The 17,706-nt window shown below is 60.5% G+C and carries 18 protein-coding genes; 4 read left to right on the top strand and 14 right to left on the bottom strand.

Going from position 1 to position 17,706, the window contains the following annotated elements:
* From ACJ8J4_RS20085 to ACJ8J4_RS20060, 6 genes are all read right to left on the bottom strand, one after another.
* Complete coding sequence (locus ACJ8J4_RS20085; protein WP_025304134.1) at window positions 1–984, bottom strand: substrate-binding domain-containing protein; 984 nt, start codon at window positions 982–984, stop codon at window positions 1–3.
* A 48-nt stretch (window positions 985–1,032) separates the two neighbouring features.
* Window positions 1,033–1,851 (bottom strand): DeoR/GlpR family DNA-binding transcription regulator, encoded by an 819-nt coding sequence (locus tag ACJ8J4_RS20080; protein ID WP_264383743.1) that lies wholly within the window; start codon window positions 1,849–1,851, stop codon window positions 1,033–1,035.
* Window positions 1,852–2,162: 311 nt separating this feature from the next.
* Window positions 2,163–3,488, bottom strand: coding sequence for an MFS transporter (locus tag ACJ8J4_RS20075; RefSeq protein ID WP_043142622.1), 1,326 nt, complete (start codon window positions 3,486–3,488; stop codon window positions 2,163–2,165).
* Entirely contained in the window at window positions 3,485–4,138 is a 654-nt protein-coding gene (locus ACJ8J4_RS20070; protein WP_043142626.1) for a DUF4286 family protein, read from the bottom strand. The genes ACJ8J4_RS20075 and ACJ8J4_RS20070 overlap by 4 nt, the downstream gene beginning before the upstream one ends.
* 49 nt (window positions 4,139–4,187) lie before the next feature.
* Window positions 4,188–5,534, bottom strand: coding sequence for an amidase (locus ACJ8J4_RS20065; RefSeq protein ID WP_197770960.1), 1,347 nt, complete (start codon window positions 5,532–5,534; stop codon window positions 4,188–4,190).
* The gene (locus ACJ8J4_RS20060; protein ID WP_025304139.1) at window positions 5,534–6,247 is read right to left on the bottom strand and encodes a DUF2848 domain-containing protein; all 714 of its coding nucleotides are present in this window, start codon (window positions 6,245–6,247) and stop codon (window positions 5,534–5,536) included. Before ACJ8J4_RS20060 ends, ACJ8J4_RS20065 begins: the two co-directional genes overlap by 1 nt.
* Before the next feature lie 162 nt (window positions 6,248–6,409).
* On the opposite strand from ACJ8J4_RS20060, the gene ACJ8J4_RS20055 reads away from it, so the two are divergent.
* On the top strand, window positions 6,410–7,054 hold the full coding sequence (locus tag ACJ8J4_RS20055) for a GntR family transcriptional regulator (RefSeq protein WP_169540627.1): 645 nt from the start codon (window positions 6,410–6,412) through the stop codon (window positions 7,052–7,054).
* Between the two features lie 224 nt (window positions 7,055–7,278).
* Here the strand turns inward: ACJ8J4_RS20055 and ACJ8J4_RS20050 are convergent, their stop codons facing one another.
* The 4 genes from ACJ8J4_RS20050 to ACJ8J4_RS20035 form a co-directional block, all read right to left on the bottom strand.
* Window positions 7,279–7,596, bottom strand: coding sequence for a BrnA antitoxin family protein (locus tag ACJ8J4_RS20050; RefSeq protein ID WP_033639455.1), 318 nt, complete (start codon window positions 7,594–7,596; stop codon window positions 7,279–7,281).
* Entirely contained in the window at window positions 7,559–7,882 is a 324-nt protein-coding gene (locus ACJ8J4_RS20045) for a BrnT family toxin (RefSeq protein ID WP_071883578.1), read from the bottom strand. The genes ACJ8J4_RS20050 and ACJ8J4_RS20045 overlap by 38 nt, the downstream gene beginning before the upstream one ends.
* Window positions 7,883–7,958: 76 nt before the next feature.
* Entirely contained in the window at window positions 7,959–8,705 is a 747-nt protein-coding gene (locus ACJ8J4_RS20040; protein WP_025304143.1) for an SDR family oxidoreductase, read from the bottom strand.
* A 96-nt stretch (window positions 8,706–8,801) separates the two neighbouring features.
* Window positions 8,802–9,035, bottom strand: a complete 234-nt coding sequence (locus ACJ8J4_RS20035) for a hypothetical protein (RefSeq protein WP_025304144.1) — start codon at window positions 9,033–9,035, stop codon at window positions 8,802–8,804.
* Between the two features lie 189 nt (window positions 9,036–9,224).
* Here ACJ8J4_RS20035 and ACJ8J4_RS20030 point away from each other — a divergent pair, with 189 nt between their 5' ends.
* The 3 genes from ACJ8J4_RS20030 to ACJ8J4_RS20020 are packed head-to-tail and all read left to right on the top strand — an operon-like array spanning window position 9,225 to window position 11,834.
* A complete protein-coding gene (locus tag ACJ8J4_RS20030) occupies window positions 9,225–9,884 on the top strand; it encodes a response regulator (RefSeq protein ID WP_025304145.1) in 660 nt (219 codons plus the stop codon).
* Window positions 9,885–9,888: 4 nt separating this feature from the next.
* Window positions 9,889–11,295: an ATP-binding protein gene (locus ACJ8J4_RS20025; protein WP_043142639.1), complete on the top strand. Its 1,407-nt coding sequence runs from the start codon at window positions 9,889–9,891 to the stop codon at window positions 11,293–11,295.
* A gap of 11 nt (window positions 11,296–11,306) precedes the next feature.
* The gene (locus ACJ8J4_RS20020) at window positions 11,307–11,834 is read left to right on the top strand and encodes a GNAT family N-acetyltransferase (RefSeq protein WP_244590490.1); all 528 of its coding nucleotides are present in this window, start codon (window positions 11,307–11,309) and stop codon (window positions 11,832–11,834) included.
* 9 nt (window positions 11,835–11,843) lie between these two features.
* Here the strand turns inward: ACJ8J4_RS20020 and ACJ8J4_RS20015 are convergent, their stop codons facing one another.
* From ACJ8J4_RS20015 to gcvT, 4 genes are all read right to left on the bottom strand, one after another.
* Window positions 11,844–12,809, bottom strand: a complete 966-nt coding sequence (locus tag ACJ8J4_RS20015) for a quinone oxidoreductase family protein (RefSeq protein WP_043142642.1) — start codon at window positions 12,807–12,809, stop codon at window positions 11,844–11,846.
* Window positions 12,810–12,917: 108 nt separating this feature from the next.
* Window positions 12,918–15,797 (bottom strand): aminomethyl-transferring glycine dehydrogenase, encoded by a 2,880-nt coding sequence (gene gcvP / locus ACJ8J4_RS20010; RefSeq protein WP_043142647.1) that lies wholly within the window; start codon window positions 15,795–15,797, stop codon window positions 12,918–12,920.
* A 92-nt stretch (window positions 15,798–15,889) separates the two neighbouring features.
* Complete coding sequence (gene gcvH, locus ACJ8J4_RS20005) at window positions 15,890–16,276, bottom strand: glycine cleavage system protein GcvH (protein ID WP_025304150.1); 387 nt, start codon at window positions 16,274–16,276, stop codon at window positions 15,890–15,892.
* Between the two features lie 46 nt (window positions 16,277–16,322).
* Window positions 16,323–17,420, bottom strand: a complete 1,098-nt coding sequence (gene gcvT / locus ACJ8J4_RS20000) for a glycine cleavage system aminomethyltransferase GcvT (RefSeq protein ID WP_264383744.1) — start codon at window positions 17,418–17,420, stop codon at window positions 16,323–16,325.
* Between the last annotated feature and the right edge of the window lie 286 nt (window positions 17,421–17,706).

The following is a 17,706-nucleotide window of genomic DNA, read 5'->3' as shown; positions in this document are numbered from 1 at the left end:
TTACAGCCCCATTTTCACCAGCTTCGGCAGGTTTTGCTTATCCAGGCTTTCGGTGGCGTTGCCGAGAATAGTGTGCTGCTGCGCATCCACCTGCACCTTGCCCATGCCCTCGATGGTCATGCCATCGGTGATTTTTTCTCCTTTGTGCATCATGTCGGCGATGCGCACGAACACTTCGCCGGCCACCATCGGATTCCAGATATAACCGCCCTTGATGGCGCCGCGATTGACCAGCGAAGCGCCCTGGCCTGGGCTGAACGGCCCAATGACGCAGATATCGTTGCTTTTGCCGCGGTTGAGCACCGCGCGCCCGGCGCCGATCGGCCCCTGCGAACCGAACGCCAGCACGCCTTTCAGATCGGGATATTTGGCCATCAGATCGTTGGTGGTGCGCACACTGTCATCCAGCGATTCCCCCACGCCGAACTTGTCGCCCACCAGCTGCATGTTCGGGTAGTGCTGCTTCTGGTAGTTGATGGCCGAGTCCGACCAGGTGATGTGCAGCGGCACCGTCAGGCTGCCGACATACACCGCATACTTGCCCTGCTCTTTCATGCAGGCGGCCAGCGCTTTCATGTGGTTGACCCCGTGCTGCGAGGCGTCCACCAGCTCAAAATCCCAGTCGGCGTACTTCTGTCCGGGGGATTCGTGCACGATCACCTTGATGCCCGCTTCCTGCGCGCGCTTGAGCACCGGCTCCAGCACCCGGGCGTCGTTCGGCACCACGCCGATAATGTCCACCTTCTGCGCGATCAGATCCTCGATGGCGCGCACCTGCAGCGCCGGATCCGCCGCCGTCGGCCCGACCATCCAGGCGTCGATGCCGCGTTTGGCGCTCTCGCTTTTGATACCGGCCTCCATGGCGTTGAACCAGGGAATACCGCCGATCTTCACCACCACGCCCATTTTCAGCTTGTCCGCCGCCTGCGCGGAGACCGACAGCAGCAGCGAGGCAAACAGACCGACCAGTACGGATTTTTTCATTGTTCTCTCTCCACAAGTGTTGGCTGTAATAAAAGGTTTTCGTTGTTGTTATCGCGCCGCCCTTTTCGCGGCGGGTGAAACTTCAATCACGTCGACGTTATTCCAGGCCAATTCCTGACGAAACTCGTCGTCGCCAAGCCTGTCGGTGATCAGCGTATCTATTTCCCGGTAATGGCAAATGCGAGCGAACGAGCGGCGGCCGAACTTGTTGCTGTCTACCAGCAGGAACTTGCGCTCCGAGGCCAGCAGCATCTGTTGCTTCAGCCGCGCATGGTGCTCATTGCTCTCGCGGATGCCGCCGTCCTGGCAAATGCCGTGACAGGAGAAAAACAGCTTGTTGATCACGAACTCTTTCAGCATCTGCTCCGCCAGCACGCCGATAAAATCCTCGTACTTGGCGGAATACTCGCCCCCCAGCCCGATGGTGCGCACGTTGGCCTTGCAGGCCAGCGTCTGGATGATGTGCAGCGAGTTGGTCAGCACCACCAGCGAAATATCCGGCAGCTGGCGCGCCAAAAACCAACTGGTGGAGCTGCTGTCCAGCAGCAGGCAATCCCCCGGCGCGATAAACCCCAGCGCGCGTTTGGCGATACGCGTCTTCTGCTCCGGCGACTCATTGCTGCGCTGGCGGAAGGACTCTCCCTGGTCTATCTCGGCGGGCACATAGGTTTTTTCCACCGCCGGCGGCTCGACGAACACCGCGCCGCCGTGGCTGCGCAGCAGCAGGCCGCGCCGTTCAAGCAGGGCCAGATCACGCCGCGCCGTCTCGATAGAGATGTGGCACAGCTGCGCCACCTCCTGCACCATCACGCGGCCGCGCTGGCTCAAGACTTCGGTAATAAAGCGATGACGTTCTACAGGCAGCATGTTTCTTTTCTCCTCCACGACGATGATTACGATATCGATTTGCCGCGCCGCGTTTTGCGCGCAGACGCAAAGCGCATCGCCCCGCGGTCGGTCAACGATCGCGCTGTGATAGTTGTCAAAAAAATCGGGAAGGAAATGAAATGAATAATTACGAAAGTGTGGAGTAACAGACAGTTATGATGCGCGACCGCCTGAGGCAGACAGGAGAGAAACGGTAAACGGTCACAATTCCACGTTCCGCAGCATGACCGTTAATGACCGTTTGTGTGGTTTTGACCGAGCGCCGGCCCCAAAGTAGCCCGGCGTTCTATTTACAGCGGCTTATGCGCCGTTTCCCGCGCCGCCCATACCGCCCAAAGTGTGATAAGCAGAGCCAACGCAACATAGGCGGAAATCGCCAGCGTGCTGTCGTAAGATTTAAACAGAGAAGTGATGATCAGCGGGGCAAAGCCGCCACCGATAATCCCCGCCAAGGTATAGGCTAACGAAGAGCCGGCATAACGCACCCGTGTCGGGAACTGTTCCGTGATGAATGCCGCCTGTGGCCCATACATCGCCGCATGGATCAACAGCCCAATCACCACAGCCATGCAGATCAACACCGGTTGACTGCTGTCGAGCAGGACGAAGAACGCAAACGCCCACACTATCGCCGCCAATGCACCGCCGATATACACCGGACGACGGCCGAAGCGATCCGACAACGCGCCAAACAGCGGTACTGCGACGGCGTTGCCTATCGCCCCCAGCATGGTGGCACCCAGCGCCAGCGGGCGCGGCAGATTCAGCACGGTGGTGACGTAGGTCAACGTGAACACGACCACCAACGCATAGAGCACGTCAGAGCCGATACGCGATCCGCCGGCGATCAGCAGCGGACGCATGTGCTGCGTGAAGACTTCGCGCACCGGCGACTGCGTAACATCTTTCGACGCCTCCAGTTGCAAAAATGCCGGCGTCTCACCCACACCCCGGCGCAGCCACAAACCGAAAATGACCAGCACCAGACTCAGCAGGAACGGAATCCGCCAGCCCCATTGCTGAAAATCGTCCGCCGACATCGCCAACGTCACCAGCGTAATGAGGCCTGTGCCGATCAACGAACCGCAGGACGGCCCTACCTGAGCAAAGGACGCGTTGCGCCCGCGCTGATGCGGCTTACCGTGTTCCATCGACAACAGTACCGCACCCGCCCATTCTCCGCCCAGCGCAATGCCCTGAATAAAGCGCAGCGTCACCAGCAGCAGTGGGCTCCAAATCCCCCAGCTGGCGTAGCCGGGCAGCAACCCCATCAACGCCGTGGTCACGCCCATGATCACCAGCGTGGTGACCAGTACAAAGCGCCGCCCCAACACATCGCCAAGGTGGCCGAATAAGATGCCACCGATCGGCCGGGAAACATAGCCCACCGCGTAAGTGGAGAAAGCCAGAATCGTGCCCACCAGTGGATCGAACGATGGGAAGAATACATGGTTGAAAATCAACGCTGCCATGATGTTGTAGACGGTGAAATCGTACCATTCCAGCGCCGTACCGATCGAGCTGGCCGCCGCAAGTTTGCCGGTATTGGGCGTTGCGGCGGCACTTTCTGCGGCCGGTGCGGCAACCTGTGCCGTTTCAGTGGTGTATGCATTCATGATGTCAGCTCCTGTGCAGTCAGTTGCCAGCCAAGGGCATAATGCCAGGCATCGGCGGCGGGCATGTTCAGCGCTTCAGCGGCCTGCTCGCTTAAACGCAGGCCGGCTTCGGCGTCGCTGCTTTCGATCAATAGCATCGGCAACATTCGGCGGTTTTCTCGCGATTCTTTCGGCAGCGGGGAACTGAGTTCGGCATCCGGCGTCAACAGGCTGCTGCGCACGAATCCAGGCTGTTCAGCCAGCTGCGCGCCCAGTTGCAAGATGCGGGCATGCAGCGCTTCCGATGCCGCCGACGGCAGCACGAAGATACAGAGATGACTGCCGCACCCTTGGCCAGTGACCGCCTCCACCGCACACACTCTGCGCATTGGATCTCGCATTTTCTCCAGGCTCGCCACCGACCATGGCGTTTGGTGTTGAAACGCGGCGCGATAGGCTTCGGAGGTAAAACTGGCCAACGATTCGGTTTTATACAACCCCAAATATTGACGCCCCCCCTGCAATGCCCGATAGCGTGTGCCGGATAAAAAGCCGGGCACCCGCACTCGCTCCTCCACATGTTCGCGGTCATACCAGCGATTAAAATCCGCATCATCCTGCGTGGCGACATCCGTCGCGACAAACAGCATTCCGTTCTGGGAATCGTTCATGAATATTCTCCTGGTCATCTCAAAAGGCAGGCCTGCGCCCACCGGAAAATCACGCGTCGGCGAGGCAGCGTTCGATCGCCAGCGCCCACCCCAACAACACCTCATCACGCATCGGCAACCCAGCCAGCATCAGTCCGACCGGCGCCTCTCCTGGCTGTTGGCAAGGCAAGGACAACGCGCAACCGTCGAGGAAATTGATGATCGCGGGATTGCGCAGCATCAGTCCGTTGCAACGGAAGTAGGCATCATCCGCCGCCAGCTCGCCGATAGTTGGCGCAATCAGCGGCACGGTCGGCATCAGCAAAGCGTCAAAACTCTGCAGCGCCGCCGTAACTCGCCGCTGCCAGTCGGCACGTTGTCGCTGCAACAGCTGCAGCTCAGCATCGCCCAAGGATGCACCGCGGCGAATGCGCGACAGCACCCTTGGGTCATAGCCATCGGCCCGTTCAGCGATCAACGCTTGATGCCAGCGCCAGGACTCCAGCGCGGTGAAACCGCCATCGGCATTGATCGCCGCCAGCTCGGCGAACGCCGTGGCGGGGATCAATTCAATACGTGCGCCTGCCTGACTCAGGCATTGCAGGCTGCGCTGGAACGCCCCGGCAACTTCCGGCTGCAGTTCATCCAGCACCACCGCTTGCGGCACGGCAAAATGCGCCTGCGCCAACGTTTTTTGCGGCACCCGCAGCGGACAGCCGGCAATCAGTGCATCCAGCGCAATACAGCTGGCGACGTCATGAGCGATCACGCCGATCGAATCCAGCGAAGGCGACAGCGGCAGTAAGCCAGCGTCATTGATGCGCCGTGCAGTGGGTTTATAACCGGTCAACCCGCACAGCGCGGCGGGAATGCGTACCGACCCGCCGGTATCGCTGCCAATCGCGCCCAGGCACATGCCGTCGGCCACCGCCACCGCCGCACCGGAAGAGGAGCCGCCGGGAATGCGCGCCGCCTGGCGCTCCCAAGGATTGGCCGGCGTCCCGTAATGCGGATTGATGCCCAGACCGGAATAGGCGAACTCCGTCATCGTCGTTTTGCCAACCACCACCGCGCCGGCTTGCAACAGCCGTTCCACTACCGCAGCGTGTTTTTCAGCGGCTGGCGCGTCCGCTAATACGCGCGAACCGGCCGTGGTCACCTCACCGGCCACGTCAAACAGATCCTTGACCGAGATCGGCACGCCATCCAGCGCCGACAGAGGCGAGCCGGCGGCGCGTCGCCGATCGGAGGCCTGCGCTTGCCGTTGCGCCCACTCGGTGTATGTTCGCGTAAACGCGCGCCCCCCCTCTCCCCGCTCATCGACGATCTGCGCCAAAGCGGCGGTGGTGAGTTGCACTGCGGTGAACTCACCGCTAGCAAGCCCGGCGGTGGCCTGCATCAAAGTCAGCTTTTTCATTACGCCACCACCGGCAGTTCGATGCTGCGGTAGCGATGACTGATGGTTCGCCCGAGCACGTCGTCCACCAGTTCCATGCGAAACTCGCCAGCCGGTCGAATGCCGCCGATCGCCGCCACCGTGCCGCAAGTCATCGCCAACCCGTCGGGCGTTTGCGGCTGCGCCAGCCCGCACTCCGGCGGCTGCATACCGGTGAAGTAACGTTCCAGCAAATCACCGGGCGTACGCAACGCGGCAAGGCAGCCCTGTTGATACAATCGCCATTCGCCCTCTTCCCTGATCCACGAACGCAAGATCAAACTGTCCCAATGTTCCAACACCTCCTGGAGCGGCCAGGCGGCTCGCGCCACCGGTTTAACGCAAATCTGTTTCGACAGCGCCACGCTGTGCGCTTCGAGTTGACGATCGGTGTGATCGGACGCCAATGACACGAACAGTTCGCCGCGGTGGGCAAAAATCAGCGGTTCCACTTCGCCGGACGTCGCGTTGCCAATGACTTCAATGGTCTCTTGCTGGCTCAACTGATTGGCGGCAACGCGGTAAAACAGGGGGATTGCACTGGGCTGGGGCACGCCCAGCTCGGCCAATTCACGAATATGGTGCAAGATCGCCTCGCGATCGCGTCCGGTCCAACCGGCGATCACCAGATGATCAATCTCAACATTCAACGTCGCCGCGCCGCAGGATTCAGGTAAAGTGAAGGTCAGTCTCATGGCAGTTTCGCCCCTTTTGTTAAAACACTGTGAAATTTCACTATATCTTTAGTTACCAAATAAGCGATTTCCATGCCATGTTTTTGTGTACTATGTCTAAAAACTTTCTTCTTGCAGGAGCAAAACGTGAAGACTGTTGACGCAGAAAGCCCGCAGCGCCCGATGACGGAAGAAGCCGGCGTGTCACTGAACGAGCTGGCCTACCGGCGTTTCAAACAGGCGCTGGTCACACTCAGCTACAAGCCGGGCGAATATCTCAATACCGCGCAGGTGATGAACGACCTGGATATGGGGAGAACGCCGATCAATCAGGCAATCCACCGCTTGGCCAACGAGGGGTTATTGCAGGTCATCCCGCGCAAGGGCGTGATGGTTTCACCGTTGTCGATGGACGATGCGTTGGAATTGATCGAAGTAAGGCTGGCTAACGAGATGCTGTGTATGCGGCTGGCAAGCCAGAAGATTACCGAGAGGCAGATAGCAACGCTGACCGAACTCAATCGGCAAATCGAAGCCGCGAGCCAGGAGCGAGATAGGGTGCGCATGATGACACTCGATCATGAGTTTCACCAGGAACTGGCGCAGATCGCCGGCAATAACATGCTGGCGGATATCCTGAGTGTACTGCACGCCAGGGCGCAGCGTTTTTGGGCCAGCACCCTGTCGCGGGAAGGGCATATGCGCGAAGTGATCGACGAACACCGGGCAATTATCGCCGCGCTGGCCGCACAAGACAGCGCCGCCGCCGCCGAGGCCGCGCAGGCGCATATCCTGTCATTCCGCACTGCGCTGCTGCACGACGGGTAACCCCGCGGCGCAGGATATTACCGGGAATAGTTATGATGACCCTGTTCTGCCGATGAGCAGGAGATAAACGGTAAACGGTCACATTTCACGCTCCGCGGAATGACCGTTTTTATAGTTTTGATCGAGCTCCATCGAGAGGTGGCCGACGTTGGTAGGCGTTGCCTTAAAAAACAGCAAAAAAATCCGGTGAGAATCTCACCGGATCGTTAGCCGCCTGACACACATTATTCTTCGTGCTCATGCTCTTTCAACATCGCCTCACGCAACACGGCGTTCAGGCGTTTCTGATAGCCTTTGCCTGGCCGCTGAAGCCAAGCCAACACATCCGCATCGATTCGGATGGTTTTTGATACTTTCATCGGCTTATAAAAACGCCCCTGAACCGCAGTCTGCCACGTTTCTTCCCCCAGCGCCGGCGCATCGGCATAATCGATGTCCTCGTCCGGCAACGCATTCAGTGAAGCAATTTGCGCTTTCTGCTCCTCCGTCAACGGCGGGAGTACGCTATGGGCCAGATTTTTGGCGGAATTTTTGCGCTTCATATCTTCCCCTCTCTTTGGCATCGGCCTTGCGTGCTGAAATGATACGCACGATCTCGACGGTATCGCCTTCGACATCCGTTTCGATCGTCGTATGTGCCACCAGCAACAGCAAACAGGATCCGACCATACCGATCGTTTGCCAACGTTCTTCTCCATCCTCGATCCTTTCCAGCACAGCCAAATGGTTGGGATCCAGAAAAACCCGTTGCGCTATCTCAAAACTGACACGGTGTTTACGCTGGTTGCTGTGATTTTTATCCTGATTCCATTCAAAATAAAAATACATTTTTGTAACTACATTTTGATTGTTATTTAATCAAAATACACTCCGCACGACGGGATGTCAAAACCCCCTCATGCATTCAACGCCCGCCTGCTGCCTCGATAAAAGTACCGGTCACGTAAGACGCAGCGTCAGACAGCAGCCAAGCTATCGCCTCCGCCACTTCCTGCGGCTGCCCGCCGCGCTGCATCGGTAAACTGTCCTTCACGCGATCCACCCGGCCGGGCTCGCCGCCGCTGGCGTGCATCTCGGTATAGATGAATCCGGGCCGTACGCCGTTGACGCGGATGCCCTGCGCCGCCACCTCGCGCGATAACCCGATGGTCAGGGTATCGACGGCGCCTTTCGAGGCGGCGTAATCGACGTATTCCCCCGCGGCCCCCAACCGGGACGCCGCGGAAGACACATTGACGATAGCGCCGCCCTGCCCGCCATGACGCTGCGCCATGCGTTTCACCGCCTCGCGGCAACACAGGAAGTAACCGGTGACGTTGGTGCCGAGCACCTGATTGATGCGCTCGGCGGTCAACTGTTCAATGTTCGCCTGCTGGAACAGAATGCCGGCGTTGTTGACCAGCGCGCTGAGCGTGCCCAGCCCGGCATCCAGCGCCCTGAACATCGCCATCACCTGCGCTTCATCGGCCACATCGGCCTGCAGCGCCAGCGCCTTACCGCCCTGCGCCTCGATCTCCGCCACCACCTGGCGCGCCGCATTTTCGTCACGCAGGTAATTCACACCCACCGCATAGCCCTGCCGGGCCAGCAGCAAGGCGGTCGCGCGGCCAATCCCCCGGCTTGCGCCGGTCACCAATGCCACTTTCGTCATACTGTTTTTTCTCTGGTTAGCGATATCAACACAGCGGCCTGCGCGCAGGCGCCCCGTATGCCCGTCAGAGTATAGAACGGCTCCCTAAAAACCGCTTCAAAGCTGAGCCAGGCGGCGCAGCTGCTTTTTAATGCGCGACTTGGCGCAGCCGTAAGCATCCGTCGCCGCCGCCTGATGCACCCGCTGCAAAGCGGAAGCATGATGGCCGCCGTGGCTATGGCTCTGCGCATCGCCGCGAAAAGACAACAGCAACAAAACGAGCAGCGTCGCCACGCCTACATACATCAGCCGCCGCGAGGCGCCCGCGTTCGGGAAACCTTCAGTCTGCATGTTTTGCTCCCCCAGCCATAATTTCGAATGGCAGCAAAATAACTGAAATTCCCCCCCGCTCCCTTAACGCGAGATTAAAGCCAGATTAAGGTTTGCTTAAGAACGCGCAGGCAGAGCGGTTTTCCCCGTTGTCTTCCCGTCAGCGTTATAGTTAGATAAGCGCGACTCAAGGCTCTCAGCGGAAATAACGTGAACATACTGTTGGTGGAAGACGACCTGCAATTAGGCAAGGCGCTGTGCCGCGCATTGGAGCTGGCCGGCTTTAATTTGTGCTGGGTGCGCCTGCTCACCGACGCGGAAAATAAACTTTCACCCGGCGGGTTCGATTTGATGCTGTTGGATCTCACGCTGCCGGACGGCGACGGTTTGCAGAAGCTGATCGCCTGGCGCGCCGCCGGGCAAAATATTCCGATCATCATCCTGACCGCTCGCGACCGCATTGAAAGCTTGGTGAACAGCCTCGACTCCGGCGCGGACGACTTTCTGGCCAAACCCTTTGCGCTGCCCGAACTCATCTCGCGCGTCAAAGCGGTTAACCGGCGCATGGCGGGCTTCGCTTCTCAAACCTGGAGCCTCGGCGCGCTGTATCTCGATCCGGTCAACCATCAGGTCATGCTGGATAACGAACTGCTGATGCTGTCGAAAAAAGAGTATCACCTGCTGCACGAACTGATGCGCTGCGCCGGCACCGTGGTGCGCAAAGCGGTGTTGGAACAGCGGCTGTTCGGCCACGGCGACAGCGTGGAAAGTAACTCGCTGGAAGTGCACATGCATAATTTACGGCGCAAAATCGGTAAAGAAAGAGTGATTACCGTACGCGGCATTGGCTATTTGCTGAAGAAAGAGTAGCGGAATGATCGGTTTCAAATCCTTCTTTATGCGTACCATTATTTTTCAGGTGCTGGCCATTTTATTATTGTGGGGGATCCTCGTCGCCTGGGTGAAATATTGGTATTACCCCGACATGGAGAAATATTTCGATAACCAGCAACGCATCGTCGCTGCAGGCATCGCCAATATTCTCGACGAAACCGGCACTGACAATATCGATTACCGCGGCATCATCAAGACCATTGAAGGCATGTACATTGATTCCATCAATAACGGCATGCAGGATGAAATCGACTATCACCCGCTGTTTGTGGTTTACGATCGGGACAGCCGGGTGCTTTACAGTTCGCAAACGCAGGGAGAACCGCTGCGCCTGCCGCCTTCGGTGCTGTCCGGCTCCGTCAATTACGCCGGTGCCAACTGGCATCTCGCCGGCAGCTGGAGCGAAAAGCACCAGTACCGGGTGATCGTCGGCGAATCGTTCAACGATCGCACCACGCTGTTCGGCAACCCGGCGGAGAGCACCGCCGTACCGCTGCTGGGCATTCTGGCAGCCATCATCGTTACCTTGCTGTTCACCGCCTATTTCAGCCTGCGGCCGCTGCGCCAGATCGCCCGCACCATCTCCGATCGCCAGCCTGGCAACCTGTCGCCGATCAACGTCAGCGAGCAGTATCAGGAAATCCGGCCGGTGGTGGTGGAGGTCAACAAGCTGATGGCGCGCATCGACGCCGCCAATCAGCGCGAGAAGCGCTTTATGGCCGATGCGGCGCACGAGCTGCGCACGCCGATCGCCGCCGTGCTGGCACAGCTGCACCTGCTGACCCAGGTCGGCGAGCAGCAGGAGCGCCGGGAGATCATCGGCGACATGCAGCAAGGGCTAGATCGCGCGGCATCGCTGTCGCGCCAGCTGATCAACCTGGCCAAGCTGGAGGCGGAAGATTTTCCACTGAAAATTGAGGCGGTGGACATCTACGCAGAGATCGGCAAATGCATCGCGCAGCACGTCCCCTATGCGCTGGAAAAGGATGTGGAACTCTCGCTCGACGGCAGCGAGGACGTGGTGGTGAGTACCGATCGCCATGCGCTGATCGCCATCTTCACCAACCTGCTGGACAATGCGCTCAAGTACGCGCCCCCCGGCAGCCGTATCGAAGCCAATATCCGCTCGCTGGCGCCGCTCGGCTGCTATATTACGTTGCGCGACAACGGCCCGGGGGTGAGCGAAGAACACCGTTCCCGCCTGTTTGAGCGCTTTTACCGCGTGCCCGGCACGCAGCAAACCGGCAGCGGGCTCGGCTTGGCCATCGCCCGAAACCTGGCCGACAAAATCGGCGCGCAGCTGCGCGTCACCGAAGGCCTTGACGATCGCGGCATCGGCTTCATCATCGATTTGCCGGAAAGTTACCGGCCACAGACTGAGAGTTAACAACGACCATGATCGCCCCTGTTCTGCTGCAACGGCAGCAACTCGACCGGCTATGGGATATCGACCGCAGCGAAATTATCGACACTCTGTATCGCCTGCACGACGGCAAGCTGCAAGCCTACCCGGACTACTACGACGTGCGCGGCTGGGATCCGCACGATCGGGAAACCTATACGCCGATCCACGAAGCCTGCTTCGATCGCGGCGGCGCGTTCTTCGCGCTGTTCGAAGGCGAGGAGATCGTGGCAGCGGCGGCGCTGGACACCGAACCGCGCGGCCCACAGCGGGATCTGCGCCAGCTGCTGTTCTTTTACGTCAGCGCGCACAAACGCGGCCAGGGGTTAGGCAAGCAGCTGTTCCAACTCTGCCTGCGTCAGGCGGCGCAAGACGGCGCCGCCGGGCTGTATGTCTCCTCCATTCCCAACAAAAGCACCGTAGACTTCTATCTGGCGCAGGGTTGCCGGCTCATCGAACAACCGGATACCGAATTGTTCGCCCGTGAGCCGGAAGACATTCATCTGGTCTGCCCTTGCCGCTAGCGGCCGGGGTTAACGGGCGATGCGCATCACCGAACGCACGTCGCTTTTCTTGTTCAGATCCCACACCTCGGCGATCTCCGCCAACGCGTGCTCCTGCGTCTCGATAGTGAGCGCTCCGGTCGCCGCCAGCGCCAAAATCTCGGTCGCGTAGCGCTGCATCTCCGGGATCGGCGGGAAGTTGCCGGTGCCGCTGCCGAGGATCTGCAGCTGGTTGCTGCGCAGCACCGCCGCCGGCAGCCGGATGTCCGGCGCGGCCATCGAACCGACGTTGACCAGGCGAATGCCGCGTCCGCCGGCGTAAGACGAGAGATCGTGATTATTGAGCGTCGCGAGCAGCGCTTCGGTCGCCGGCCCCCAGATGTAATCGACGATCACCTGATAACCGCCAGGCCCCGCCGCTGCCGCGAAGGCCTGCGTCAGCGCCTCGCCGTGCAGGCTCAGATCCACCGTGGCATCCACGCCCAATGCCTCCAGCACGCTCAGCCGACGGCCGGCGGCAACGATACGCCCAGCCCCTGCCTGACGCGCCGCGGCAACCGCCAGTTTGCCTGAGGTGCCGGTGGCGCCGATGATCAGCACCGTTTCACCGGGCTGCAGATCCGCTCGCCAGCGCAACGGCAGCCAGGCGGCGAAGGCCGGATTGATCAGCGCTGCCGCCGTGGCGTCATCCACCGCCTCCGGTACCGGCACCGTCCATGACGCGACGCTGCGCTCAGCCATCGCACCGTAAGGACGGCGGAAGGAGGCAAAGTACACCCGTTTTCCGTCCGCCGTACGGCCCACGCCGTCGGTACCGGGCACAATTGGCAATTGCTTCGGGCTGGAATAGTGGGTGCCGGCGACGGTGGCGCGATCCAGCTGTTTGATGCCGGCCGCCAGAACGTCGATCGGCACTTCATTCGCCTGCGCCTGGGGCTCCTCAAAAGTGCCGAAAACCGGGGCTTGCCCCAGCGCTGTTACGATTGCCGCTTGCATGGTGACTCCTTAAATCGTGGGAACGTACAGGAAAGAATAGGCCGCTATAAAATAAAAAGGGACACCGCATGATGCGGTGTCCCCCAAACACAAACTTTGCCGAACGTGTTATTCGTAATCGCTCATCGGCACGCAAGAGCAGAACAGGTTACGGTCGCCGTACACGTCGTCCAGACGCTTAACGCTCGGCCAGTACTTGTTCTCGCGCACGCCGGCCACCGGGAACACCGCCAGCTCGCGGCTGTACGGGTGCTGCCAGTCGTTGACCAGCTCCGCCTGCACGTGCGGCGCATTCACCAGCGGGTTGTCTTCCAGCGGCCATTCGCCTTTGGCGACGCGGTCGATCTCGCTGCGGATCGCCAGCATCGCATCGATAAAGCGATCCAGCTCCACTTTGCTTTCCGACTCGGTCGGCTCGACCATCAGCGTGCCCGCTACCGGGAACGACATGGTCGGCGCGTGGAAGCCGAAGTCGATCAGGCGCTTGGCGATATCCATTTCGCTGATGCCGGTCTCTTCCTTCAGCGGACGAATATCGAGGATACATTCGTGCGCCACGCGGTGATCGCGGCCGGTATACAGAATCGGATACGCGTCTTTCAGACGGGTTGCGATGTAGTTGGCATTCAGGATTGCCATCTGGCTGGCCTGCTTCAGGCCTTCCGCGCCCATCATGCGGATGTACATCCAGCTGATCGGCAGGATGGAGGCGCTGCCGAACGGCGCCGCGGAGACCGCGCCCTGCTGGGTGGTTACGCCGTCGATCTGCACGACACTGTGGCCTGGTACGAACGGCGCCAGGTGCGCTTTCACGCCGATAGGGCCCATGCCCGGGCCGCCGCCGCCGTGCGGGATGCAGAAGGTTTTATGCAGGTTGAGGTGCGAAACGTCGGCACCGATGTAGCCTGGCGTGGTGATGCCCACCTGGGCGTTCATGTTGGCGCCGTCCAGATATACCTGACCGCCGAACTGATGCACGATCTGGCACACTTCACGGATGGTTTCTTCATACACGCCGTGGGTCGACGGGTAGGTCACCATGATGCAAGAGAGTTCTTCACCTGCCTGCTCCGCCTTGACGCGCAGATCGTGCAGATCGATGTTGCCGTTCTTGTCGCAGGCGACCACGACCACGCTCATGCCCGCCATTTGGGCGGAGGCCGGGTTGGTGCCGTGCGCCGAGCTCGGGATCAGGCAGACGTGGCGGCCCGCTTCGTTGCGGCTTTCGTGGTAGCGACGGATCGCCAGCAGGCCGGCGTATTCGCCCTGCGCGCCGGAGTTCGGCTGCATGCACACCGCGTCATAGCCGGTCAGCTGCACCAGCCACTGAGACAGTTGGCCGATCATCTGCTGGTAGCCGGCAGCCTGCTCCGGCGGGCAGAACGGGTGCAGTTCGGAGAATTCAGGCCAGGTGATCGGGATCATTTCCGCCGCAGCGTTCAATTTCATGGTGCAAGAGCCCAGCGGGATCATTGCCTGGTTCAGCGCCAGATCCTTACGCTCCAAGCGATGCATGTAGCGCATCATCTCGGTTTCGCTGTGATAGCGGTTGAATACCGGGTGGGTCAGGATCGGGTCCTGGCGCAACATGGCGGCCGGGATCGATGCGCTGTTCTTGCTCACCGCCGCGTCCAGCGCGTCGATGTCCTGGCCGTGGTTGTCGCCGGCCAGCAGTGCAAACAGCGTTTGCACGTCTTCACGCGAGGTGGCTTCATCCAGCGTGATGCCCACGGCGCCGTGAATGTCGGTACGCAGGTTGATGCCGAAGCTCAGCGCACGTTCCAGCACGGCAGCCTTGTCTTTCACTTCAACGGTCAGGGTGTCGAACCAGGTGTTATGACGCAGCGTCAGGCCGGCCTTCTGCAGCCCGGCGGCCAGAATGTCGGTCAGGCGGTGGATACGCCCGGCGATGCGCTGCAGCCCTTGCGGGCCATGGTACACCGCGTACAGGCTGGCGATGTTGGCCAACAGCACCTGCGAGGTACAGATATTCGAGTTGGCCTTCTCGCGGCGGATATGCTGCTCGCGGGTCTGCATCGCCATACGCAGCGCGGTGTTGCCGGCGGCATCGCGGGAAACGCCGATGATGCGGCCCGGCATCGAACGCTTGAACTCGTCGCGGCAGGCGAAGAAGGCAGCGTGCGGGCCGCCGTAGCCCATCGGCACGCCGAAGCGCTGCGCGGAGCCAAACACCACGTCGGCGCCCTGCTTGCCCGGCGCGGTCAGCAGCACCAGGGCCATGATGTCGGCGGCCACGCTGGTGATGATTTTGCGCGATTTCAGTTCGGCCAGCAGCGCGCTGTAGTCGTGCAGCTCGCCGGTGGTGCCCACCTGCTGCAGCAACACGCCGAACACGCCGTCCAGCTCCAGCACTTTTTCCGCTTTATCGACGATGACGTCGAAGCCGAAGGTTTCGGCGCGGGTGCGCACCACGTCCAGCGTCTGCGGATGTACGTCGTCAGCCACAAAGAAGCGGTTGGCGTCTTTCAGCTTGCTGGCGCGTTTGGCCAACGCCATCGCTTCGGCGGCGGCGGTCGCTTCATCCAACAGCGACGCGGAGGCCAGATCCAGGCCGGTCAGATCGAGGGTCACGGTCTGGAAGTTCAGCAGCGCTTCCAGGCGGCCCTGCGACACTTCCGGCTGATAAGGGGTATAAGCGGTGTACCAGCCCGGGTTTTCCAGCATGTTGCGCAGGATCACCGGCGGCGTCAGCACGGCGCTGTAGCCCATGCCGATATAGGATTTGTAGCGCTGATTTTGCGAGGCGATCGCCTTCAGCTCAGCCAGCGCCTGGTGTTCGGTCGCCGCGTCGCCGACCGGCGGCGGCCCCGGCAGCTGAATATCCGCCGGCACGATCTGTTGGATCAGCGCGCTGAGCGAGCGAGCGCCCACCGCTGCCAGCAACTCCTGGCGTTGTTCCGCAGAAGAGCCGATGTGGCGTTCGATGAACGCTTCGCTGTGTTCGAGTTGGCTGAGTGTCTGAGTCATTGCTACAAATTCCTGAATGCTTGCGTGATACGGGATATAGCTTGAACGGTAACTAAAACGCCCCGGCCGAGAGGCCTGGGGCGCGGTCACGATTACTCGTCGATCGAGGCCTGATAAGCCGCGGCGTCCAGCAGGTTCGCCAGCTCGCCTTCGTCGGAGGCTTTAATCTGGAACAGGAAGCCGTCACCGTAAGGTTCGCTGTTCACCAGCTCCGGGGAGCTTTCCAGCTCGCCGTTCACCGCCACGATTTCGCCGCTGATTGGCGCGTAAATGTCCGACGCCGCCTTGACGGATTCCGCCACGGCGCAATCTTCACCGGCGGCGACGCTGCGGCCCACTTCCGGCAGATCGACAAACACCATATCGCCCAGCAGTTCCTGCGCGTGTTCGGTGATGCCTACGGTGTAAACGCCGTTACCTTCTGCACGAACCCACTCGTGGGAGGATGCGTATTTCAATTCTGTTGGCACATTGCTCATCGCCGGTTACTCCTTCGAAGAAATAAAAGAATCAATCAATAAAAAATCAATTTGTCAGCGGCTTGCCGGCGCGAACGAAACCGGGCTTGGTCACTTTGACCGGCATTTCACGGTTGCGGATCTGCACGATAGCCTGCTCGCCGATGCCTGCCGGCACGCGCGCCAGCGCGATGCTGAAGCCCAGCGTCGGAGAGAACGAGCCGCTGGTGATCACGCCTTCGTGGGTTTGCCCCGCCGCGTCGGTGAAACGCACCGGCAGCTCATTACGTAATACGCCTTTTTCCGTCATGATCAAGCCGACCAGTTGCTCGGTGCCCTGCTCGCGCTGTTGCTCCAGCGCTTCGCGGCCGATGAAACGGCGATCTTCCGGCTGCCAGGCGATGGTCCAGCCCATGTTGGCGGCCAGCGGCGAAACGCCTTCATCCATCTCTTGCCCGTAGAGGTTCATGCCCGCTTCCAGACGCAGCGTGTCGCGCGCGCCCAGACCGGCCGGCTTGACACCCGCGGCCAGCAATTTTTGCCAGAAATCCGCCGCCTGCTCTTTCGGCAGCGCGATCTCATAGCCGGCCTCGCCGGTGTAACCGGTAGTGGCGATGAACAGCTCGCCGGCCTGCACGCCGAAGAATGGCTTCATGCCCTCGACCGCGCTTTTTTGTTCCGGGGTGAACAGGGTGCCGGCACGCTCTTTGGCCTGCGGGCCCTGCACTGCGATCAGCGCCAGATCGTCGCGCACCGCCAGCGCGACGCCATACGGCGCGGCGTGCTCTTCGATCCAGGCCAGGTCTTTGTCGCGGGTGGCGGAGTTCACCACCAGGCGGAAATAGTCTTCAGTGAGGAAATAAACGATCAGGTCGTCGATCACGCCGCCGGAGGCATTCAGCATGCCGGTGTACAGTGCTTTGCCGGGTTGGGTCAGTTTGGCGACGTCGTTCGCCAGCAGGTAGCGCAGGAACTCGCGGGTGCGGGCGCCGTGCAGATCTACAATGGTCATGTGAGACACGTCGAACATGCCGGCATCCTGACGCACCGCGTGGTGCTCATCGAGCTGCGAGCCGTAGTGCAGCGGCATCATCCAGCCGTGAAAGTCTACCATGCGCGCACCGCACGCTACGTGCTGGTCGTACAGTGGGGTTTGCTTTGCCATCTTTTCCCTCTTTCCACTCGTCGCTAGAAGTTAGGGTGCTGCCACGCAATGCGGCGGAGCCTGGCTCGCGGCCCGATCGCCATGGCGCACTGACTGCTCAACACAAATGCTGCGCCGGGACGGGCGGAAACTGCGTGTAACCGCCGTGACGCAAACGATACCTTTCCCTCGAACTTATCACCGAACGACCACATTAACCATAAGTTAAAATAGGCTCATCGCCGTTCCCGGGCGGTAAAATGCCGGGGTAGTGTGCAGAGTTTTTCACTGGAAAAATGCGCCTTAA

Source organism: Serratia sp. CY47280 (genome assembly GCF_052168655.1).
GTDB lineage: Bacteria > Pseudomonadota > Gammaproteobacteria > Enterobacterales > Enterobacteriaceae > Serratia > Serratia bockelmannii.
Note: the sequence above shows the minus strand (reverse complement) of the source record. Positions and strands in the feature narration are given on the sequence as shown.